Source organism: Methylophilus sp. DW102 (genome assembly GCF_037076555.1).
Classification (GTDB): Bacteria; Pseudomonadota; Gammaproteobacteria; order Burkholderiales; family Methylophilaceae; genus Methylophilus; species Methylophilus glucosoxydans.
Map to the genome: position 1 here is coordinate 430,642 of NZ_AP029023.1, position 20,648 is coordinate 451,289.

At 53.1% G+C, this 20,648-nt stretch carries 21 protein-coding genes; 2 read left to right on the forward strand and 19 right to left on the reverse strand.

Features of this window, described 5'->3' with window-relative positions:
* Window positions 1-9 precede the first annotated feature (9 nt).
* From AACH41_RS02015 to AACH41_RS02075, 13 genes are all read right to left on the reverse strand, one after another.
* The gene (locus AACH41_RS02015; RefSeq protein ID WP_338656385.1) at window positions 10-951 is read right to left on the reverse strand and encodes a sensor domain-containing diguanylate cyclase; all 942 of its coding nucleotides are present in this window, start codon (window positions 949-951) and stop codon (window positions 10-12) included.
* A 67-nt stretch (window positions 952-1,018) separates the two neighbouring features.
* On the reverse strand, window positions 1,019-1,666 hold the full coding sequence (locus tag AACH41_RS02020) for an SGNH/GDSL hydrolase family protein (RefSeq protein WP_338656386.1): 648 nt from the start codon (window positions 1,664-1,666) through the stop codon (window positions 1,019-1,021).
* A gap of 71 nt (window positions 1,667-1,737) precedes the next feature.
* Complete coding sequence (locus AACH41_RS02025; protein WP_194749205.1) at window positions 1,738-1,962, reverse strand: DUF2788 domain-containing protein; 225 nt, start codon at window positions 1,960-1,962, stop codon at window positions 1,738-1,740.
* A 22-nt stretch (window positions 1,963-1,984) separates the two neighbouring features.
* Window positions 1,985-2,578: a nucleoid occlusion factor SlmA gene (gene slmA / locus AACH41_RS02030; protein ID WP_275356568.1), complete on the reverse strand. Its 594-nt coding sequence runs from the start codon at window positions 2,576-2,578 to the stop codon at window positions 1,985-1,987.
* Between the two features lie 58 nt (window positions 2,579-2,636).
* Window positions 2,637-3,302: a pyrimidine 5'-nucleotidase gene (locus tag AACH41_RS02035; RefSeq protein ID WP_275356569.1), complete on the reverse strand. Its 666-nt coding sequence runs from the start codon at window positions 3,300-3,302 to the stop codon at window positions 2,637-2,639.
* Window positions 3,303-3,317: 15 nt separating this feature from the next.
* A complete protein-coding gene (locus tag AACH41_RS02040; RefSeq protein ID WP_338656388.1) occupies window positions 3,318-3,935 on the reverse strand; it encodes a glutathione S-transferase family protein in 618 nt (205 codons plus the stop codon).
* A 33-nt stretch (window positions 3,936-3,968) separates the two neighbouring features.
* Entirely contained in the window at window positions 3,969-4,853 is an 885-nt protein-coding gene (argB, locus tag AACH41_RS02045) for an acetylglutamate kinase (RefSeq protein WP_194749209.1), read from the reverse strand.
* Window positions 4,854-4,984: 131 nt separating this feature from the next.
* Window positions 4,985-5,821 carry a Tim44-like domain-containing protein gene (locus AACH41_RS02050; protein ID WP_338656390.1) on the reverse strand — a complete coding sequence of 279 codons (837 nt, stop codon included), beginning with the start codon at window positions 5,819-5,821 and terminating at the stop codon, window positions 4,985-4,987.
* A 171-nt stretch (window positions 5,822-5,992) separates the two neighbouring features.
* Window positions 5,993-7,561: an amino-acid N-acetyltransferase gene (gene argA / locus AACH41_RS02055; protein ID WP_338656391.1), complete on the reverse strand. Its 1,569-nt coding sequence runs from the start codon at window positions 7,559-7,561 to the stop codon at window positions 5,993-5,995.
* A 316-nt stretch (window positions 7,562-7,877) separates the two neighbouring features.
* Window positions 7,878-9,050: a cyclopropane fatty acyl phospholipid synthase gene (gene cfa, locus AACH41_RS02060; RefSeq protein WP_338656392.1), complete on the reverse strand. Its 1,173-nt coding sequence runs from the start codon at window positions 9,048-9,050 to the stop codon at window positions 7,878-7,880.
* A gap of 162 nt (window positions 9,051-9,212) precedes the next feature.
* Complete coding sequence (locus AACH41_RS02065) at window positions 9,213-10,142, reverse strand: AEC family transporter (RefSeq protein WP_338656394.1); 930 nt, start codon at window positions 10,140-10,142, stop codon at window positions 9,213-9,215.
* 8 nt (window positions 10,143-10,150) lie between these two features.
* Complete coding sequence (locus AACH41_RS02070) at window positions 10,151-10,618, reverse strand: nuclear transport factor 2 family protein (RefSeq protein ID WP_338656395.1); 468 nt, start codon at window positions 10,616-10,618, stop codon at window positions 10,151-10,153.
* Window positions 10,619-10,659: 41 nt separating this feature from the next.
* Complete coding sequence (locus AACH41_RS02075; protein ID WP_338656397.1) at window positions 10,660-11,394, reverse strand: 16S rRNA (uracil(1498)-N(3))-methyltransferase; 735 nt, start codon at window positions 11,392-11,394, stop codon at window positions 10,660-10,662.
* Window positions 11,395-11,505: 111 nt separating this feature from the next.
* On the opposite strand from AACH41_RS02075, the gene AACH41_RS02080 reads away from it, so the two are divergent.
* Complete coding sequence (locus AACH41_RS02080; RefSeq protein WP_338656399.1) at window positions 11,506-12,057, forward strand: thioredoxin family protein; 552 nt, start codon at window positions 11,506-11,508, stop codon at window positions 12,055-12,057.
* Between the two features lie 3 nt (window positions 12,058-12,060).
* Here AACH41_RS02080 and AACH41_RS02085 read toward each other — a convergent pair whose 3' ends face one another.
* From AACH41_RS02085 to AACH41_RS02110, 6 genes are all read right to left on the reverse strand, one after another.
* Entirely contained in the window at window positions 12,061-13,272 is a 1,212-nt protein-coding gene (locus AACH41_RS02085) for an NnrS family protein (protein ID WP_338656401.1), read from the reverse strand.
* Window positions 13,273-13,428: 156 nt separating this feature from the next.
* Window positions 13,429-14,112 carry a PEP-CTERM sorting domain-containing protein gene (locus AACH41_RS02090; protein ID WP_338656402.1) on the reverse strand — a complete coding sequence of 228 codons (684 nt, stop codon included), beginning with the start codon at window positions 14,110-14,112 and terminating at the stop codon, window positions 13,429-13,431.
* 83 nt (window positions 14,113-14,195) lie between these two features.
* On the reverse strand, window positions 14,196-15,764 hold the full coding sequence (locus AACH41_RS02095) for a hypothetical protein (RefSeq protein WP_338656403.1): 1,569 nt from the start codon (window positions 15,762-15,764) through the stop codon (window positions 14,196-14,198).
* 164 nt (window positions 15,765-15,928) lie between these two features.
* The gene (locus AACH41_RS02100; RefSeq protein WP_338656405.1) at window positions 15,929-16,612 is read right to left on the reverse strand and encodes a PEP-CTERM sorting domain-containing protein; all 684 of its coding nucleotides are present in this window, start codon (window positions 16,610-16,612) and stop codon (window positions 15,929-15,931) included.
* Between the two features lie 77 nt (window positions 16,613-16,689).
* Window positions 16,690-18,561 (reverse strand): ATP-binding protein, encoded by a 1,872-nt coding sequence (locus tag AACH41_RS02105; RefSeq protein ID WP_338656406.1) that lies wholly within the window; start codon window positions 18,559-18,561, stop codon window positions 16,690-16,692.
* 8 nt (window positions 18,562-18,569) lie between these two features.
* Window positions 18,570-19,826, reverse strand: a complete 1,257-nt coding sequence (locus AACH41_RS02110; RefSeq protein ID WP_338656407.1) for a hypothetical protein — start codon at window positions 19,824-19,826, stop codon at window positions 18,570-18,572.
* Between the two features lie 157 nt (window positions 19,827-19,983).
* Between AACH41_RS02110 and AACH41_RS02115 the strand changes: the two genes are divergently transcribed.
* Window positions 19,984-20,622, forward strand: coding sequence for a response regulator transcription factor (locus AACH41_RS02115; RefSeq protein ID WP_338656409.1), 639 nt, complete (start codon window positions 19,984-19,986; stop codon window positions 20,620-20,622).
* The last annotated feature ends 26 nt before the right edge of the window (window positions 20,623-20,648 follow it).

Consider the following 20,648-nt stretch of genomic DNA (forward strand, 5'->3'; position numbering starts at 1 on the left):
GTTTAGGGTCTAAACCTCTTCCTGCAAGACTATCCGGTTTCTGCCTTGATGCTTGGCGTGATACATCAGTCTGTCAACATCCGCCAAAAAATCATTCATCTGGTCTGTTGCTGAGGGGATGATACTGCCCACCCCCACACTGATGGTGAGCAGCTGACTGACGGCTGAGTGCGCATGCGGAATCTGTGCCTTGAAAATCAGATGGCGGCAACGCTCAGCAATCTTGCCTGCGGAAACAAGATCGGTCTCCGGTAAAATCCAGGCAAACTCTTCGCCGCCAAATCTGGCAAAAAAATCATTTACACGCACGCCAGCATGAGACAAGAGGCTGGAGACTTGCTTGAGTATCTCATCGCCTTTCAGATGCCCGTAAGCATCATTGAATTGCTTGAAATAGTCGATATCGATCATGATCAGTGCCAAGGGCTGCTGATGTCGGCTGGCTTCCAGCCATTCTTTTTCCAGCACGCTGTCAAACATGCGGCGGTTGGCGACGCCAGTCAGGCTATCCTGATAGGATAGCACTTCAAGTTGTTTTTGCAAATCCAGTAATTGTTGCTCTGTTTGTTTGCGTTCGCTGATATCAAACATAAAGCCAATCAGTGCCTCGGGCTCGCCGTTCGCAGCACGGATCACATGTACTACATCGCGTATCCAGACAAAGCCACCGTCAGCCGTCAGTGCGCGGTAGTCGGCTTCATGATCCAGGCCTTGCAGTGATTGCGAGATACAAAAATTGAATACCCGATCGCGGTCTTCCTCGTGCATGCGTGCGGCCCAGTCCTCTGCGGATTGCCAGCTGTCCTGTGTCCAGCCGAGTAAGGACTCAATTTGTGGGCCAATATAAGTGAACTGTTTGGAGGCCCAGTCTAATTTCCATGGAATCGCTTTGGTGGATTCCAGCAATGTTTTATAAGTATCGTTATCTTGAGGGGGCAGTACGTGATCCATGGCGAAAACGGTGGTGTGATAAATTGATTAAGGGTAGCGGACGGACAGCAGGATCGCAATAGCCAATTCAGGCTTGCTGCCCAAGAAACGCGTTCACTTCATGGGCCAGGGCTTGCCCTAATTGCAGATGTTGTGTTACATCCAGATGCACGCCATCTATTTCACTGGCGGTGACGATGCGCCCTGCATCGACAAACAGGCAATCCATCGCCTGGCTGACTGCGCGGTAAGCCGTGGCCAGTCCCTGGCATTTTTGTGCGGCGCCGGTGAATTTTTCTGCAATCGGTCCTTGTGGTTGAGTGATGAGTGGTGGTGCCACGATCATGACTTGGGGGACAGACATGCCTGGTTCAATGGGGGCTTGACGTATGGTGGTGACCAGGCTGGCCATGCCTTGCGCGGCGTGCCAGGCGGTGTGCGGATGCATGGACTGAAAGTCATTGGTGCCCAGCATGAGGATGACCAGCGCCAGCGGCGAATGGATTTCGATACGCTGCGCCAACCCTTGCTGGCCGTTGCGTCCGGGTTTGAACGGGTCTTCGAACACCGTGCGCCTGCCATTCAGGCAATCTTCAATCACGCGCACGCGTTGCTGCATTTGACTCAGGCTGATTTCGAGGACCCCAGGCCAGCGCTGCTCAAACGGCAGGCGCTGACGGGTATTGGGGATGATGCCCCAGCTTAACGAGTCTGAGTAAACCAGGATGTGCTGCATTGCTTCACCTCACCAAGGGAGCATGCAGTATAAAGCAGGTGCTGGTTTTGATAAAACAGGTGAATATTCAGCTAGTGAATATTCAGATAGTGCTGAATGGCAAATTTGGCCAGGAATCCGACCAGCCCCAGCGTCAGGGCAAGAAACAAGGCAAAAGTGCCGGTTTTGCCCGCTTTGGATTTCCAGGCCAGGTTGCCCACAATAAAGACAATAAACAGCATGAGGAACGCGAGGCCCCAAGACATGCCAAACTCGGTGAGTTGGGCTTCATTCATGCCAAAAATAGTGGTTTCCATCCGTGATACTTTCTGTTGAAACTTATTGCAGGCAGCCCGTAATCAGCTGGGCCAAGTGTTGCTCAAGATTGTCGCTCGGTTTGCGTTTGAAGCCGCTTTTGGCAAAAGCATGCCAGCGGCCCAGCACAAAACTGATCATGGTATTGGCCGCCGTGCCGGCATCATTGATTTTGTGACCCTGTGCCTCGGCAATACGCAACGATTGCTTGAGGCTGGCTTCTAACCTGTCCAGCAACTGGTTGATACGTAATTGTAAGGCGTCATCTTCATTGACCAGGGCATCGCCAATCAACACCCGTGACATGCCGGGATTGCGCTCGGCAAACTTGAGCATGGTTTGCAGCATCAGCTGTACTTGCTTGAGGCCATCGGTTTCGTCGGTGGTGATTTTGTTCATGACACCAAACAACGCGCTTTCAATAAACTCGATCAGGCCCTCAAACATTTTGGCCTTGTTGGCAAAGTGGCGGTAAAGTGCCGCCTCGGAAACATCGAGTTTGGCAGCCAGGGCTGCCGTGGTGACTTTTTCGCCACGTGGCGTTTGCAGCATGCCTGCCAGGGTTTCCAGAATTTGCTGTTTACGGTTTGCGCGTGCTTCTTTATTGATGGTAGCCATAATGATGTGGGAGCCTGAGCCTGATCGTTAGGTGGTTATTTTGACCCGTATTTTAACCTTATTCACCGGCGGCGGGAATGTAAAGCGGCCCTTTTTTCAGGCCGCTGTGAGTGAGCGCCAACATATGCGCTAACCTATATTGCACAAAGTTTGGTTTGCGTAACTTGCGGCTGATCCACACCGTGCGCATCCCCAGCCGTTTGGCCGTCATCAGTGCGGGCAGGCTGTCTTCAAACAAGGTGCAATCTGCCGCACGGCATTTAAGCTGGCGTAGCAGCAATTGAAACCCGCGCACGCTGGGCTTGGCGTGAAAGCCACTGGATTCCACACTGAAGACCAGTGAAAAGCAATCCTCAATGCCCAGCACTTGCAGCACGCGCAACGCATAGTGACGCGGTGCGTTGGTGAAGACGCATTTACGTCCCGGCAGTTGCTGCAATAATTGTCTGAGCTGTTTGGTGGTATGCACCATTTCGTCCGTCAGAAAGGCATGGGTTTCTGCAAGAAAATGATGCGGGTTGACCCCGTGGTGGCGCATCAGCCCTTTGAGGGTGGCGCCATAGACCTGCCAGTAATGCTGGCGCAAGGCGCAGGCGGCTGGTTCATCCAGCTGCAAGTGATCCTGGATATATTGGGTCATGGCGCGGTTCATCACCGGGAAGATGTGCGCCGAGGCGTTGTGCAGGGTGTCGTCCAGGTCAAAAATCCACACCCTGCGCGTCATTACTGTCGTGCCAGATTAAAGGGCATCTGCCCGCAATTTGGCCGGGCGGTGCAGCAGGCGGTTTAAGTAGTCGTCAAAGACGGCACGTGGTGGATAGGCTTTGGTGTAACGTATGCCAAACGCCAAATGGGTCGCCAGATAGACATCGGCGGCGGTGAACTGGTCGCCACACACATAGGCATGCTGGCGTAAATGCGATTCCAGGGTATCTAGCGTCAGTGTCAGTGAGCCAAAGCCCAGAAAAGCCTGACAAGGCGTACCCAAAGGTGTTTTTTCCGGCGCTTGCCAGCCCAGAAACTCAGCCGTGGTTGCCGCTTCCAACGGACCGGCGATAAAAAACATCCAGCGGTAAAAAGCGGCCCTTTCCGGGGTGCCTGCGGCTGGAATCAAGCCCTTGTCGGCAAACGTGTCTGCCAGATAGGTCAGGATCGCAGCCGTCTCGGTGACCACGGCCCCGCCATGCTGGAGGGCAGGTACTTTGCCCATGGGGTTGATGGCCAGGTAGTCTGCTTTTTTCATGGCCGGACCAAAGTCCAGCCACACCGCCTGATACGCAATGCCCAACTCTTCGAGCAGCCAGTGCACGGCACGGCCACGCGACAGTTTGTTGCTGTATAAAATAATCTCAGCCATGGTTGGGCACTGCTGATGAGCGTGGCTGAATGGCTATTTCGCCTTGATCAGCGTGCCCACGCCTTCGTCGGTCAACACTTCCAGCAGCAAGGCATGCTCCACGCGGCCATCAATGATGTGCACAGACTTGACGCCACTGCGCGCCGCATCTAGCGCAGAACCGATTTTTGGCAACATGCCGCCACTCAGGGTGCCATCTTCTACCAGGTCATCGATTTGCTTGGGTGTCAGGCCGGTCAGCAGCTGGCCATTTTTATCCAGCACGCCTGGCGTATTGGTCAGCAAAATGAGTTTTTCTGCATTAAGGATTTCAGCCAGTTTGCCCGCCACCACATCGGCATTGATGTTATAAGTTTCGCCATCCTTGCCTACGCCAATCGGCGCGACGACCGGGATAAAGTCACCGCTATCGAGAAACGTAATGATGCTGGGGTCTATGCCGGAAATCTCGCCCACCTGGCCGACATCAATCATTTTGCTCGGGTCTTTGAGGTCTTCCATCAGCAGTTTGTGCGCATGGATAAAGTTACCATCCTGCCCAGTTAACCCCACCGCTTTACCGCCGTGACGGTTAATCAGGTTAACGATTTCCTTGTTCACCTGCCCCCCCAACACCATTTCTACCACGTCCATGGTTTCTTCGTCGGTGACGCGCATGCCCTGAATGAATTCGCCTTTTTTGCCCAGCTTGTCCAGCATTTCATTGATTTGCGGGCCGCCGCCATGTACCACCACCGGGTTCATGCCCACCAGTTTTAACAGCACCACATCCTGCGCAAAACACTCTTTGAGGCGATCGTCCGTCATGGCGTTGCCGCCATATTTGATCACGATGGTTTTATCAAAAAAGCGTTTGATGTAGGGCAGCGCTTCGGACAGGGTTTTTGCCTTTTGCGAGGCAGTGGCATGTTGCATCATCGGAGGTCCGTATTGAGTTCAAAACAGCGTGAATTTTACCGCAGAAATGTGAAGCGCTGATTAAAAAACAGCGCTTACACCTCATGCGAATTTAGGGCAGCCGGTGGCTTAATCTGGATGCATCATCCAGATCAGGCTTGCTGAATCCCTGCCAATAACCATGGCGCATTGCTTGGCTCTAGCGCTTTTTGCAAGTGCCAGATTTCATTGATGTGTTCAATCGCAGCATTGTTTTCGCGCAACTGACCCGAGTAACGCACACTGGCAATGGTGTAAGCGCCTTCAGTGACCACCTCAATCAGCTCGGCATCAATATTCAATACCTCGGTTATTTGTGGGGCATCGCCGCGTTCTTGCAATTGCAGGCTGATTTCAGCATAGACCTCAGGGGTGGTGTATTCACGAATGTCTTGGATGTCTTTGCGGTCGTTGGCGGCTTGCAGACGAATAAATGAAGCTTTGGCACCACGTAAAAAACTATCCACCGGAAAATCGGCAGGAATATCAGCTTTTATTGTGGATGCAGCGCTGGCGTTGTATGCGGATTCAGATTGAAATCCGGCGGGGGCGTACGGTGCGCCTGCGCCGGCGTATTGCGGCGGCGAGGCTTGCGCATTTTTGAAGCGACGCACTAAAAACATCAGCAAGGCAAAGCCTGCAACCACCATCAATAATGTGCTGAAATTATTGGCAAAATCGCCTAATCCACCGTGTGAAAACAGGGTTGCCAAGCCGGCACCAATGGCAAGACCGGCCAATGGCCCCATCCATTTGCTCATCCCGTTACGTGGTGCAGCCGCAGGGGCTGGTTGTGGCGTCGCTTCGGGCGCACGTTGCATTTGTTTGGCAGGCGCAGGCCGATTTTTACCAAAACTGCCGCCACCGCCCAATCGCTTGGCCTCTGCCACACCAGAGAACAAACTCATGCAGACCATCAACACCATCAATAGCTTCCAAAACTGTTTCATGTTTTCCTTTTGTTTCTGTGTTTTAAATAAATGCTGGATTGCCAGAGCGCTTGCATGGCAATCGGATATCCAATGTAACGTAAGTGGGCATGAAATGGTTGCATTTCAAGAAGCTAAGGCCATTGTTTGTTTTTTAGGGGCCATAAAAGGGTCAGCCTTTGGGCTGCGGCCTTACAAAGGTTTCACAAATACCTTGGACTTGCGCTGGAAATTATAGAACTTGAGTTTCTCTTGCGGCAGTTGCTCCACGCTTTGTTCGCTAAAGCCGCGCTCCAGAAACCAGTGCTCGGTGCGGGTGGTCAGGCAGAAAAGCTGTTTAAAGCCTTTTTGACTGGCTTGCTGCTGGCAATAGTTAAACAGCTTGTCACCGCGGCCACCGCCACGGTAAGCGGGATCTATCGCCAGGCAGGCGAACTCGACCATTTTTTCCTCGTGAAACGGATATAAAGCCGCGCAACCGATGACGCGGTTATCGTGTTCCATCACATAAAAATAGTTGATCTCCATCTCGATGCGTTCGCGGCCGCGCCGCACCAGAATGCCCTCATTCTCCAGGGGTTCAATCAACCGCAAAATGCCGCCTACATCTTCGATATTGGCCTGGCGCATGGTTTCCAGTGACAGTTCGGTGATCATGGTGCCTATGCCCTGGCGCGTAAACAGCTCCTGAATAATGGCGCCATCAATGTGGCGTGAGATCAGGTGGGTTCTGGCCACGCCATGCTCGCAGGCACGCACGGCGGCGGGCAGGTAATAATTGACGTCCTCAGAATAAAAAATCGGCTCATCACTTTCCTGCACGTTACGTAGCAGGTTGCGCGCCTTGGCCGAGGTCATTTCGCGCAACAATTCGCCGCGCAGGTTCTGGATGCCTTCTGAGTCCATCAGGAAAATCAGTTTTTCTGCATCCAGCGCAATCGCGGCACTCACCGCGACATCTTCCAGGGTCAGGTTAAAGGTCTCGCCGGTGGGGGAGTAGCCCATGGGCGACAACAACACCATCTCACCATCGTCCAGCCGTTTCTGGATGCCGACCGCATCAATCTTGCGCACTTCGCCGGTATGTTGCAGATCCACACCGTCGCGTACGCCCAAGGGTTTGGCGGTGACAAAATTACCACTGGCAACACGGATGTCGCTGCCTGCCATCGGCGAGTTGGCAATGCCCATGGATAACAGTGATTCAATCTCTACCCGGATGGCACCATTGGCTTCTTTTACCGCCTCCATGGCGGCATCATCGGTGATCCGCAAGCCGTTATGCAGTTTGGGGGTGAGGTGGTCACGTTTCAGGCGTTGCTCAATTTGCGGCCGGGCACCATGGACTAATACCAGTCTGACTTCGAGGCTGGCCAGCAGGTTGAGGTCGTGCGAAAGCGCCACAAACTGTTGTTCACTGACGACTTCTCCGCCAAATGCAATGACAAAGGTGCTGCCGCCAAAGGCGTGGATATAAGGCGCCGCAGAGCGAAACCAATGCACAAACTCTTTGCTATTCGTGCTAGAGAGGATGGCTGGTGGCGTGTTGGTCAGCGAGACGGGGGTCAGGTTGGCATCATAGAGCCGGCCAGGCGTGGTATGCAGTGCCTGTGCGGCAGCGCGCAGCAGGGCTTCAGAGATGCCAATCTCGCCGCGTTCAATGCGCGATAAATTGCTGGCATCTGTGCCCATGCGGGCAGCCAGTTGCTGCAAGGTTAAATTTTGCGATTTACGCAATTCCCTGATGTTTGATCCGAGCATTTTGCGTTTAACTTAAGGTTAATTTGCAAAATAATAAATAAAAATGGTTTTTATTGCAAATATTGGGGTGTTGATTTTTCACCGATGAAAGCAGATAAACGTCGATCAGGCGAGACCCGGTGTGAGTTTTTAGCGTAAGCAAAGCGCGCGCAGTTTCAAGCGCAGCAGAATGTTAGCAGGGCAGTCCGCGCTCATCGGCGTGTATCGGCGCTTAAAAATTTTTGTGGTTGTAGATTTTCAAGGGTAACGGCACATAAAAAAATGACGGCCAAGGCCGTCATATTAAGGTCAAGAACACAGAGAGACTACGTCAACATCAACTGACTGGCTGCGGGCGGATTGAGCGATAGACACGGTTGCTCTGCCGTTTGCTCAATACCAGCTGCCAGAGTTGCCCTTGCCGGGCGCGGAAATAGCCTGCACAACACATCAGGTAGTATTTCCACATCCGGTAAAAACTTTCATCATATTTAAACTGCAATTCAGGCCAGGCACGGTTGAATTTGTCCCACCAGGCCATCAGGGTGCGGTCATAATCCGGTCCGAAGTTATGCCAGTCTTCAATTAAAAACTTTTCTTCAATCGCCCCAGTGATTTCGCTGGCCGACGGCAATTTGCCATTCGGAAAAATATAGCGGTCTATCCAGGCGTCGGTATGCAGGGCGGTTTTATGATTGCCGATGGTATGCAACAAAAACAGCCCGTTATCCTTAAGCAAGCGCTGTGCGGTGGCAAAATACGTTTCGTAGTTCTTTTGGCCCACATGCTCAAACATGCCAACCGAGACAATTTTGTCGAATTGACCATGCAACTCGCGGTAGTCCTTGAGCTGGATATCCACCGGCAATCCTGCACAACGTTCTCTGGCTAAGGCCTGTTGCTCAACTGACACCGTGATGCCGAGCACCTGCACCCCATAGTGTTGTGCCATATGTTTGGCCAGCCCGCCCCAGCCACAGCCGATTTCCAGTACGCGGTCACCGGGTTGCAAATCCAGCTTTTGGCAAATCATATCCAGCTTGTGACGCTGGGCTTCTTCCAGCGTTTGCGCATGTTGCCAGTAGCCGCAAGAGTAACTCATGCTCGAATCCAGCATGGCTTCAAACACATCATTGCCAATATCGTAGTGTTGCTGCGCCACCTGATAAGCCCGGTGCGGCGCTTGCAGGTTAAACAGGGTATGACGAATGATCTCAGCCAATAATTTGAGTCTGGCCGTCCCGCCCATTTTTTCATCCAGGTCCGCCCGCATGACGCGATGGAAAAACTCGTCCAGCCGGTTGCAGCCCCAGCGGCCCTCGATAAACGCCTGTCCCAGTCCGAGCGAGCCTTTGGTCAACACATCGCGGTAGACGCTTTCTTCATACACCTGGATATCCCAGGGCGCGTTGCCATTAATCGTGATCCCGGCGCCCGCCAGCAAACTGGCCAGCGTATCCGGTGGCGCGGGATGCGCACTGAGGTAATAGTTGGTCGTGGTTTTCGGCATGATCGTTTGATAATCCCTAATAACACTTCACGGAGGCATGACTGATGGATTGCATCATAAAAACAGTTGCGCTTGCAGACAACTCGTCATATGACGTATGACAGATTTGACGGCAAAGATTCCGTCGGACAGGATGGTTTTAACGAGCTAAAGCGGTTGCTGTCAGGGCTGCAATGCTGCAAACCATACTGACAGGCTGGCGATGCTGAGCAGGGTACTCAAAAACACGGCCGCGGCATACAGTGCGCCATCCAGGTGATAGCGCTCGCAGATGATAATGCCAAATACCATGGTCGGCATGGCAGCCAGCAAAATGCAGGCGGTCAGGGTGTCACCCGAGATGCCCAGCCATTGTGCAAAGCACCAGGTCACCAGCGGTGCGACGCACAGGCCAATGGCACACACGAGCAATAACAAGGGCATGAATTTCAGTTTAAAAGTATCCCAGCGGATGCTCATGCCCAGTGCAATCAACATCAAGGGCACCACGCCCCCCGCCAGGGTATGCAAGGCATGTGCAACCATGACCGGTTGCGGAATGTTGCACAGATTGAGGATGGCCGCCAAGAGCAAGGCCCATAGCGGTGGCACGCGCATGAGTTCCTTGAGCGGGTGCGAGCGTTGTTCAGCATGGCCAAAATGTTGCGCCATGAGCATGCCCAGGCTGAGTAAGATCGGCGTGCAGGCAAACAGATCAAACTTGAGCACAATTTCATGCGTCCAGTCGCCCAATACCTCGCTGGTCACCGGTAGTCCAAGGTAGGTCGCGTTCGGGAAGGTGGCCGCCAGCATCAGTGCGCCTTGCTGGGCACGGGTCACGGTCATCAGACGTTGCAATAATTGCAGTACCAGCCACATGCACGAGGCCGCGACCATCAAGCGGCACACGGCAGTCAGCGCAATTTTGACTGCACTTAAATCAAACGGTGCTTGCCATAAGATATTGAGCACCAAGGCTGGCAATAGCACATAAAACACCAGATCTGTCAGTGCACGACGGTGCGACAGGGCTGTGATGTGCGAGGGCGCCCACCGTTGCCAGAGCATGCCTGCCATAATCAGCAAGGCCATTTGCAGCATGACTTGAAACATGTGTCGCCTTATAAACCCAGTGCGGTCAGTCCGGGATGCTCATCCGGGCGTCTGCCCAGGGGCCAGAAGAATTTGCGGTCTGCTTCTTTAATCGGCAGGTCGTTAATACTGGCATGGCGCTGCATCATCAGCCCGGCGTCGTTAAACATCCAGTTTTCATTACCGTAGCTGCGATACCAATTGCCCGCGTCGTCGTGCCACTCGTAGGCAAAGCGCACAGCAATCTTGTTATCCAGAAACGCCCAGATTTCCTTGATCAAACGGTAATCCAGTTCGCGCGCCCATTTGCGCGTTAAAAACTGATGCACCTCTGCGCGCCCTACTGGAAACTCGGCACGGTTACGCCAAACCGTATCTTCCGTGTAGACCTGGATCACGCGATCCGGGTCGCGGCTGTTCCAGGCATCTTCGGCCATGCGTACTTTTTGCATGGCAGTTTCCAGGGTAAAGGGCGGTAAGGGTGGGCGGGTTTCCATAGAAGCTCCTTGGGTTGCTAAGTGCGCAGTGTCAGACCTGCTTAAAAGTCTCCCCACAGTGACTGCATCACGCTCATGGCAGTCAATGCTGCGGTTTCAGTACGTAAAATCCGTGGGCCAAGCACGATAGACTGGAAGTGATGTTGCGAGGCGAGTGCAATTTCTGCCGCGCTCAAGCCGCCTTCCGGGCCAATTAATAAATGAATGGCATTTTTTCGCGGGTTTAGTGATGCCAGCCTTTGTGCACCGACAGGATTCAATAACAGGTTAAGGCTGTCAGCGGTAGCGTGCTGGCTCAGCCATTGTGCAAGCGTGAGAGGCGCGTGTACTAAAGGAATTATGGCGCGGCCACTTTGCTCGCAGGCGGCGATTGCCACGCCTTGCCAGTGTTCGACGCGCTTTTCGGCGCGGTCGCCACTGAGTTTGGTCACGCAGCGCTCGGTACTTAACGGGAAGATTTCGTGCACACCCAGTTCCACCGCTTTCTGGATGGTGTAATCCATGCGGTCGCCGCTGGAGATCCCTTGTAGCAGGCGGATATTCAGTGGCGATTCATTGCTGACCTGTGTGCGGCTGAGGACTTCAACGGTAGCGGATTTTTTCTCGACCTGCGTCAGCGCGCAGAGATAGTCAAAACCATCCCCACAAAACAAAATCAACGTGTCGCCTACTTTGAGCCGCATGACTCTGACTGCATGCGCCATGGCGTTATCACTGAGTGGGACTGATTGGCCCACAGTCAATGCAGCCGGGCTATGAAATCGTAAATTACTCATGACTGGCATTGTAACCAAAATGCCTGTGTGCGGGCACGGTGGTGACAAGATTCACCTTGGCGTCTTAATCACGTACCATAATGGTTTGATCTAATGGCAGGAGCAACTCTGATGGCAAGTATTAGCCCCCCCGTATGTGATTTTGGCTGGAAAGCACCGGCATTCAATTTGCCTAATGTAGATGCCAAGCTCGTCAATCTTGAAACCAGCATGGGGCCAAATGGTCTGCTGGTGATGTTTATCTGTAACCATTGCCCTTACGTGAAAGCCATCTTGCCTCGCCTGATCGCTGACGTAAAAGAACTACAGACGCTGGGCGTGAATACGGTGGCAATTATGTCTAATGACCCTTCCGATTATCCGGAAGACAGCCCTGAGAACATGCGCAAAATTGCCACCGAGATGGCGTTTCCGTTTCCTTATCTGTTTGATGAAACTCAGCAAATTGCCAAACTTTATGATGCTGTGTGTACGCCAGACTTTTTTGGCTTTAATAAAGATTTTGCGTTGCAATACCGGGGTCGGTTTGACGAGAGCCGCAAGGAAACTGCTCCTGAGAGTACCCGTGAATTGTTCAAAGCCATGAAACAGGTGGCCGAAACTGGGCAGGGTCCAAAAGAGCAAATCGCCAGTATTGGTTGTTCTATCAAGTGGAAAGAATGAGCGTTAACCGGGCGTGCCGTCAATACGTGGTTGACTGAGGATCGGCCAATAGACAAGCGTAAATAATGTGAATGCGGCGATCCAGGTGCTGGCAGCCAGCATCACTGACAAACGGTAAAAGTCTGGTAGCACGATAGGCAATAACACCCGACTCAGGGTAGCAAAAATGACCAGGCCAAATATCCATACCAAGCTACGCGGTGGGTTGTGAATATTGCGGCCTGTGTGCCCTAAGGAGACCCTAGTCATCATCGCCAGCGTAATCACGCCGATGCCGCCAATCGCCCAGCAATGGATGGCCAGAATCACCGAAATGCTTGGCAGCAAAAAACTCAAGGCATATAGTAAAAAGCCCAGGTTGATCAGCCACAGACCCAGATAAAAACTCCACAGTAGCGGCACCTGCCAAATACCGGGTGTATGCCAGCGCCATAACCTAAAGCTTGCGCTGACGCTGATAGTAAGTCCTAACACTGTATTCAGAATTTCAGCATTGGCGGTTAATATATTGATCAGCAGTGCGGCCAGGCAGACCATCAACAGGCGATCTATCCAAACTGAATTTTTGAGCGTCACCTGTTCTTTCACGCCACGCTCAATAAACATGGGCAAAATGCGGCGGCTCATCACCATGATCAGGCTGACATTGAGCAGTAAACCCATCCATAGCGCGGCATGTGCACCTTGGTTTGTCCAGCCCAGCGCTTGCGAATAAAAAGCCAGGTTGCCAACCGACAGCAACAGTACTTTTGACAGTACGCCCAGCTGGCGCCATTGCTTCACCTGAATAATCGGTCTGGCAACCGCGATGAGCAGCCACAGGTTGAATAGGCCGTCAAACGCAGCTGCCAATGCGACCAGGTAGGGTGCCATCAGCATGACGGCGCGGGCCAATGCCCAGCAGGTGACCAAGCCTATGAGCGGGCGACCATGTAAGGTCTGCAGACCGGTCCAGTTTTTGACCGCGGTCAGTAAAAATCCAGCAATCACGGCAAAGGCAAAACCATATAGCATTTCGTGTGCATGCCACTGTGATGCGGTCACCGTGTTCAACACTAGCACCGAATGCGTTGCATATTTCCACACCCAGAGGCCAATCGAGAGCACCGCAAAGCAGGCAGCCAGCAAGAAAAAAGGCCTGAAGCCCAGGTTGAACAGTGCAAACTGGTTAGCCGGTACCTTGCGGCTGGGTGGTGAGATGGTGAGTGGTTGCATGCAGGCCTCCTCAAAAGCGTATAGCGAATAATACGGCGCTGAGGTGCCCGCATATTGCGCTGACGCAAACATGATGCATGCAAAAATGCCAATTAAAAACCCCGCGCTGAACGGGGTTAAATCAACATCAGGCCTGATGGCCAAGGTGTCGGTGAGTTATACACGCAGCGGTTGTTTTCTAAACAGGCACAAGCCTGCGACCCCCAGGCCAAGCAGGCTGGCGGATAACGGCTCGGGCACTGGCGTCGCCAGCGTCGTCGCATAGGTGACATCGTCTACGGCAAACGTACTGGAGCAGCAACCGGTGCCAGCAAAGACGATGCGATTAAACGCCACATCGGAGGTGAACCCAATAAAGCCATTTAGAGTTTGATTGCTGACGTAAGGGTCTGGCGCGGCATAGGTGGCAATATGATGATACTCACCATAGGCCGGGCCGATACGGGCCAAGCTGATGGAGAGCAATTGTAGCCGGGCATTGTTCATGGTGAGCCCAAAGGCAGTGATTGGCTGACTAAATATCAGATCCGCCCAGCCGCCGTATGAGGTGTTGAAATAGAGGTTGGTTGTGCCATTGATATCTATCGCTGAAGAAGGTGCATCGACACTGACACTGCCGCTCAATGTGAAGTCATTGAGGTGGATGCCGGTGCTGCTGGGATCGAGGTCTGCCGTCACTGCGTCAAAGGTTTCGCTAGACACCGTACCCGCTGCAGTCAAAAAGCTGGTTTTATCCGTGTATACCGTGAAGGCTGCTATCGCGGGCATGCTAGTCAGGCCAATAGTAAAAAGCGTAAGGAGTTTGATAAACCAAGCTGGATTAATCACTGGGGATGACATCACATGCTCCTTTTAAATAAATGATGGGATGAGAATGCTTGTATGTGTGTTAAAGCGACCTGGCAAAATATGCCTGTATTTTCTCAAGCGCTTTGACGACGCCATAACAACAGCGGCAAACCCATCATGAGTAGCCAGGCCTGGCTTGGCTCTGGCACTGGGGTCACTGCCCAGCTGGCGACGACCAAAAACTGGTTGCTGTATATATTGTTGAGTTGCAAGCGCGAGGCCGTGCTCTGTCCGCTGAGTTCTAGCAAACCACTTGAGATTTCGCCGATATAGACTTCACCTTCACCTTGCAACACTGCCGAACCGGCATAATCGCTGTTACCAATCACCGTCAGGCCATTTCCCTCCAGCAAACTGATGCGGTCATATAATCCATTCCGTAACAGAGCATAGCGAGCAGCATCTGGCAGGTTGAGCTCTACCAAGCCGCTGCTGCTATTGCCCAGGTAATAGATAGACAGCATGGCATTATTCAAGCCAAGTAATGCACCATCCAGCGTCAATTGAGGGGCGGCACTTGTCGTGAGTGGCACGCCCAGCGCGTGGTCCAGTTGCGCAGCGAAATCATGCTCATTGCTGCCGCTGGCAATCAGCGATAATGCCGCCAGCGACAGGGCTGCATTGTCACTGGTCAGGTCTTCGCTGCTGAAGCCAGCCGTTGAGCGTCCCAGAGAGGGGTCCACGGTTGCGGTGACGTTCCATAGCTGACGCATGAGATCGAAGGGTGAGTTGAACATGGTAGGGTCCGTCGCGCCTGCATTGAGCAAAATGGTGCTGTCTCTGGCGGCTGCGAGCAGTGTTTGTGCATCTTTTAGCTCGGGCGTGCGGGCGATTTTCAGGGTATTTGCGACTGCGACATCCGTCAGTACACTATTGCGCAGGGATTGAATATCGGTTGCGGCAGCATCCCAGCGTGCGGCTGCGACTCCGCCACCTGCCCCTGGGGTGGCGGCGAGGGCATCTGCCACATATTGGCTACGTGTTTTGGCGGTAAAGGTGGCATTCACATTGACTGTGCCGGATAAAGAGAGCCCGGCATAATTGATGCTCACACCATCCGCGGTAAACGTGGGTGCGCCACTTGCTTGCAAGCGTATGGGTTGCACCAGTGCCGCTGCACTGGTGGTTGAGTTTGAGAGCGGAGAGAGAAATTTTAACGTGCTATAGACTTCGTCGCGGGTACAGGAAAGCGCGGTTGCACGGCAAAACCAGGTGGCATCGAGGTTGAGTGACTCGGTGGTGGTCAGTAGGCCGCCGCTTAATGTGGCGCCGGCTTCTATCCGCGTCAGTGTGCGTTGGGTATCTGGCAATACTGAAACCCCAGGGTCATTCAGTGAAATAAATTGATTACCTCTTAGTTCAATCGTCATGCTGCCGCTACTGAACGTTCCAAGTCGGGTGCTCAAAAACCGCGCATTGGCAATAGTTGGGTCCAAGGTCAACAGCTTGTCAATCTGGTTGCTGTAAGTGGTGATATCCACGCCATCGACAGACACCGAGGTGGTTCTGTTCATGATGGCAATCTCGTTAAAGGATAGCCGCATGTTAGTTGCGATTTCTGTGGCGAGGGCCTGCAAAGGCAGGCAAGCAGCCAACACAATGATGGCGGCAGATGGTTTAGCGTAGCGCTGCAAGGTCAACATGACAAACCCTTTGCCCTGGTTGGGCACGAGATTAAGAATGTCCCTAGACTAGTGCAATCACCCGAAAAAAGGCACCCCCAGTTCAGGGGGTGCCATCACAGCTACTCAAAGGGTGAAACAGTCGTTTTTATTTTTTACTAGGATTTTGGCGCGTGACAGCGCCTTTATTCTGTAGTCGATTTGCGCGTGCGCCTGTATCCAGCCACGCCCAGCAAGCCCAGACTGAGCATGAGCGCCGAGGTGGGCTCTGGCACACTGCTCACCATTTGCCCATACTGGATATGATCCACTTCAATGCCGCCCCCGGTGCCTATGGTGATTGATTTTATGCCGCCGGCAAACTGCACACCAAAGAAGCGGTCATCGCCCGTGGTGCCGCCAAACGTGCCATCAGGAATGCCCGTATAGGACTGTGAACCCAGTGACTGCCCCAGTGCATCTGTTGCGCTGAACGTAATGGTGCCAGAGCCATCCGTCCAGACCACACCAAAGGCTGTTGGCAGAGGGCCGCTACCCGTGTAAGTGAAGGTCACATTGCCTGAAAACCAGCTACGTCCTGCGGTGCCAAAACCATCAATGTTGCCATCATCGGCATCCACCGAGTCGGCAATGCCGGTGGGTCCATACACTGAACCGTTACTGGCACTGATAGACGCATCCAGCGATCCATCTTCCAGATTATCTAGTAGGACAGGATTGCCCCCCAGGTAAAAGCCAGCTGGGATGTCACTCGAGGATAGGTAGGGCGTGGGTCCCCAGAAGATCGCGGTACTACTCATGGCATGTGCCATATTGGCACTGGCAAATAAACAGCCAGTGAGTGCGGTCACTATTGTTAATCTGTGCATGTCTCTCTCCTCCTGATGATTGGAGTGCTCATCTTAGAGACTTTGCCATTTTGCTTGCACCCCCTGGATAGGGGGTGTTAATGGGGAGCTTGCGCGAATGCTTGCAACGGCAGTTGCAGACAGAGCTTGAGCCCGCCTGCGGACAAGGCTTCAAAGTGCACTTCACCGCCCAGCAGCGTCGCGCGTTTCTGAATATTGTTCAAACCGCGGCCTTTGTTTCTGGCCGAGTCGACGGGCAGCCCGATGCCATTGTCACTCACCGTCAGTAACAGATGCCTGTCGCTACAACGCAGGTTGACTGTGACCTGGCTTGCCTGGGCGTGGCGGATCACATTTGAAACCGCCTCGCGGATAATGCGGCCCAGGTTGAGGACTTGCGGTTGCGTCAGGAGCAGGTGGTCTTCCTTCATCTCAATTTGCCAAACCAGCTGGATATGGACATCACTCAAGCGTTTTTCGCACTCGATGCGGTAGTCCGCCATGGCATCCGTCAATGGGATATGTTCTGTCCCGGCCCGTGAAACCACATCGCGCAGGTCTTGCAGGGCAGACCTGGCAAGTTCGGCATTGTTGCTGTCTTGGGCGCGGTATACCAGGGTCAGCAGTTTTGCACCCAAGTCGTCATGCAGGTCCTGGTAAATCCGCTCGCGCTCCTCCAGTGAGGCCTGCTCTTTGAGAATGGACTGCAATTGCTGAAAGTTTTGATTCAGCTCTTCATGCTTGGAAACCACGCGTTGTTCGAGTTGCTGATTCAGTTGCTCGTAATCATTGAGGGCCCCCACATACCTTGAAGTCATCATGAGCCCGACAATCAAAAACAGCACGGGGGCCGAGAATTGCATCAGATATTCCTCATTGCTCACCCAGTGGTTGAGTGCAGCAATATTGGTGTGTATCAACCAGTCATGAAAGGCAAATAGCAGGATCAAACTCAAGGTCAGCAACAGTAAGTTGGCGTCCTTGTTGCGGTGCAAAATGCCTTCTTTTGCCAGCAAGCAGAGGCCGAACACCACTACACCCATGGTCACCAGGTGCCATACATCGGTGACGTCAGTAAAGTAAGTATCGGGAGTGCACAACAAAGTCAGCGGTGACAGGATGAGAATCGCCCACAGTAACTGATTGAAGCGCTTGAGACGGATGCCGACAAAATCGAGCAGTGAGATCAGCCACAAGGTGGCAATCGCCTGAAAACTTGCATTCACAAACAACTCCCATTGCGGCGTCGGCAAGGGCGCTGTGATGATGTAAAAATTGAGGGATTGCAGTGCCCAGACAAAGGCTGCCAGTCCAAACAGGCCGTAAGCCGTATCCTGCTTTCTGCGCCACCAAAGGCTCAGCATCAGCAGCCCGATACCGACAATCAATAAACTGGACGTCTGGTTCAGGGTGATGCGGATAAATTTGGCTTCTTCAAAGCGCGGCTGCAGATGCTCCAAGGTATCTATTTGCGGCGGAGCGAGCATGCCTTGAGAGTGTGTGGGGGCAATGACTCTTACGAGTAACAGATTGTCGCGGGGCTTGAGCAGGTGGGGCGGGATGGCAAATAACAAGGGGCGGTTCCAGTGCCTGGCGACGGGTTCTTCAAACGCACCCCCAGAGCCTATCTTCTCACCATTGAGAAACGCTTCCGCATTCAGGCTGAGCCTGGAAAGGTAGAGTCCATACAAAGCCTTCTGGCTGAGTGTCGGGTAATCAAAACGAAAGCGGTACCATCCGATGCCCTCTGCCGTCGGATGACTGATCTTCCATATATCCGGCAGGCTGGCAGCTTGCCAGTCAGCCTGATCACCTGGGGGCTGGGTTACAGCACTTTGGACAAACTCTCCTTGTGTCATGCTGACTAGGGCGTTGCTGGTCGCCTCAGGGCTTGCAAATGTGCTCAGAGAGGCGAGCAACAGCCACAAAAAAATGCAGCTATCGCGCAATGGTCTTAACAGGGCATGCACGCAAAAACTCATCTAAACAAGGCCGTCACTTGCAGGTAAATGTCTCGGACATCGACAAAGTTGCGCCCGGAAAAAGTATCCTGCATTTCGAGCCTGACGATCAGCGGCAGCGGTAACTTGCCTTGTTGCCAGGCCTGGATACCACTCCAGGTCGCACTCAGCCGGTACTGGTCGGCGCGGGTGTAGGTGTTCGTTTCCAGGCTGCTGGTATCGGTGCCAAGGTCAGAGCGGTAAGTGTCAGACTGCTTTTCATAACGGTGCCAGGTGGCCGCCCAGCGCCAGTTGGACCAGCGATACCCCAACTCAATATCGGTTTCATAAAAGTCCCCCAGGTCGCGCTGTAATCTTTGTTTGCTACTGGCGAGGGCCAGTAACTGGCCTGAAGAGGGGATGCGCATGCTGGCTTTGTCGCGGGTTTGCCAGTTGTAATCGGCCAGTAACCGCAAGTCGAGGTGACTGCCTATATTCTTGAAATATTCTATGCGGGTGCGCAGGTCGTCGCTACCGTCGCCGGGCGGCGTATCCAGCAAGTTATCCGGGTCGTCTTTTCTGGCCAGGCCGACACGCCAGCCGATGCCCACAATCAGGCTCTGGTCTGCCGCCTTGTAGGCCCGCCAGAGTACGCCTATGGTCGGGTCGCTAAATCCCTCTGACTGTTGAGAAGCAATCCGCTTGTATTGGTAACCGTACGCCGGATTCGTCAGGATATTTTGCACGCCAGCCGTATCCATGGGAGCCACCGCGCCACCCGCAGGCGCAAACGGAAAGTTGCCTGCGCTGATGGGCTGACTCGCGTCAAACGCGGGGTTTGCGCCGACATTACCACCGTCGACGCCAAAACTGACGTGCGTGTGTGATTTCACATAAGGGATGATCGCGCCTACCGTGATATCCGGCGTGATGCCATAGCCGATGGTCAATGTGCTGATCTGGTTACGCACCTCACTCTTGAAGCGCGTCGTTCCCAGCGAGGCACCGGGACCTAATAGTGCGAGCGAAGGGAAAATGCTGCTATTTAATTGAATGCCGTCAAAGCTGGCGCCTAGTCCCTGCAAGTTGCCATGTTGATCATAGGTCTGGTGGTAGTCGTTGTTGCGTTGCTCAAAGCGGATGCCCCAGCTACTTTCAGGCGCCATGGTGTTAAGGCCAAATGCCGTGGGTATGGGTAATTCATCCATGGCGAATGCCTCTTGGGTTAGAAAGTTGCCCAGCAATAGCCCGCCCATCAATAAACTGATCCAGTTCGGGCGTAATAGGGGGCGCATTAGATTCGGCAACAGAACAGTCAAACACAAAAGAGTCTTAGTCATGAGTGTATTCGAATTATTTTTTGATCGGAGCCCCCTGTTTGCGGGGGTGTTATACGTTGAATTTGGTATATAGTTTTTATCCCAACGCTATTGCTGTCCTAGCCACTGCCCTATGATGAAAACTGCTTTTATTCTTGAGGATACTCCCGAGTCACAATTGTGGCTGTCTGAGGTCCTGCAACAGAGTTTTCCAGATATCCAGATACACGCAGCCAATCACATCGCGCAGGCACTCACTGCGTTGAACCATCTATCAGCAATCGATATCGCGCTCATTGATTTGAGTCTACCAGATGGTAGCGGGGTTGCGGTGATTGAATGGTTAAATCGTCATTCACCGCAAACAATTTGTGTGGTAGCCAGCATATTTGATGATGATAGCCACATTTTCCCGGCATTGCGTGCAGGGGCGCATGGTTATTTACTGAAAGACCAGCCGCAAACCGCCATCGTACAGGCGCTGAATGGGATTGTGACGGGGCAGCCGCCACTGTCACCCGCGATTGCGCGCAAGTTATTGCGGCATTTTCACGAGCCCTATGTTGAGGCGACTGCACAAGGCGCTCTCACCGAGCGTGAAAAAGAAGTGCTGTCGATTATTGCCAAAGGCATGACCATGGCAGAAACCGCCAATATTCTCGGTCTCAAGCGCAATACGGTGGCTGGGTACGTCAAGGAAATCTACCGCAAATTAAATGTTTCTTCGCGGGCTGAAGCCGCCATCACGGCACAACGCATGGGGCTGATTTAATCTTTTAGGGCACTTACAAAGCTCTT

What these genes read in the sequence shown, in the direction of transcription:
- AACH41_RS02015 (WP_338656385.1), bottom strand. Translation starts at nt 951, where the DNA reads ATGGATCACGTACTGCCCCCTCAAGATAACGATACTTATAAAACATTG.
- AACH41_RS02020 (WP_338656386.1), bottom strand. Translation starts at nt 1,666, where the DNA reads ATGCAGCACATCCTGGTTTACTCAGACTCGTTAAGCTGGGGCATCATC.
- AACH41_RS02025 (WP_194749205.1), bottom strand. Translation starts at nt 1,962, where the DNA reads ATGGAAACCACTATTTTTGGCATGAATGAAGCCCAACTCACCGAGTTT.
- slmA (WP_275356568.1), bottom strand. Translation starts at nt 2,578, where the DNA reads ATGGCTACCATCAATAAAGAAGCACGCGCAAACCGTAAACAGCAAATT.
- AACH41_RS02035 (WP_275356569.1), bottom strand. Translation starts at nt 3,302, where the DNA reads ATGACGCGCAGGGTGTGGATTTTTGACCTGGACGACACCCTGCACAAC.
- AACH41_RS02040 (WP_338656388.1), bottom strand. Translation starts at nt 3,935, where the DNA reads ATGGCTGAGATTATTTTATACAGCAACAAACTGTCGCGTGGCCGTGCC.
- argB (WP_194749209.1), bottom strand. Translation starts at nt 4,853, where the DNA reads ATGATGCAACATGCCACTGCCTCGCAAAAGGCAAAAACCCTGTCCGAA.
- AACH41_RS02050 (WP_338656390.1), bottom strand. Translation starts at nt 5,821, where the DNA reads ATGAAACAGTTTTGGAAGCTATTGATGGTGTTGATGGTCTGCATGAGT.
- argA (WP_338656391.1), bottom strand. Translation starts at nt 7,561, where the DNA reads ATGCTCGGATCAAACATCAGGGAATTGCGTAAATCGCAAAATTTAACC.
- cfa (WP_338656392.1), bottom strand. Translation starts at nt 9,050, where the DNA reads ATGCCGAAAACCACGACCAACTATTACCTCAGTGCGCATCCCGCGCCA.
- AACH41_RS02065 (WP_338656394.1), bottom strand. Translation starts at nt 10,142, where the DNA reads ATGTTTCAAGTCATGCTGCAAATGGCCTTGCTGATTATGGCAGGCATG.
- AACH41_RS02070 (WP_338656395.1), bottom strand. Translation starts at nt 10,618, where the DNA reads ATGGAAACCCGCCCACCCTTACCGCCCTTTACCCTGGAAACTGCCATG.
- AACH41_RS02075 (WP_338656397.1), bottom strand. Translation starts at nt 11,394, where the DNA reads ATGAGTAATTTACGATTTCATAGCCCGGCTGCATTGACTGTGGGCCAA.
- AACH41_RS02080 (WP_338656399.1), top strand. Translation starts at nt 11,506, where the DNA reads ATGGCAAGTATTAGCCCCCCCGTATGTGATTTTGGCTGGAAAGCACCG.
- AACH41_RS02085 (WP_338656401.1), bottom strand. Translation starts at nt 13,272, where the DNA reads ATGCAACCACTCACCATCTCACCACCCAGCCGCAAGGTACCGGCTAAC.
- AACH41_RS02090 (WP_338656402.1), bottom strand. Translation starts at nt 14,112, where the DNA reads ATGTCATCCCCAGTGATTAATCCAGCTTGGTTTATCAAACTCCTTACG.
- AACH41_RS02095 (WP_338656403.1), bottom strand. Translation starts at nt 15,764, where the DNA reads ATGTTGACCTTGCAGCGCTACGCTAAACCATCTGCCGCCATCATTGTG.
- AACH41_RS02100 (WP_338656405.1), bottom strand. Translation starts at nt 16,612, where the DNA reads ATGCACAGATTAACAATAGTGACCGCACTCACTGGCTGTTTATTTGCC.
- AACH41_RS02110 (WP_338656407.1), bottom strand. Translation starts at nt 19,826, where the DNA reads ATGCGCCCCCTATTACGCCCGAACTGGATCAGTTTATTGATGGGCGGG.
- AACH41_RS02115 (WP_338656409.1), top strand. Translation starts at nt 19,984, where the DNA reads ATGATGAAAACTGCTTTTATTCTTGAGGATACTCCCGAGTCACAATTG.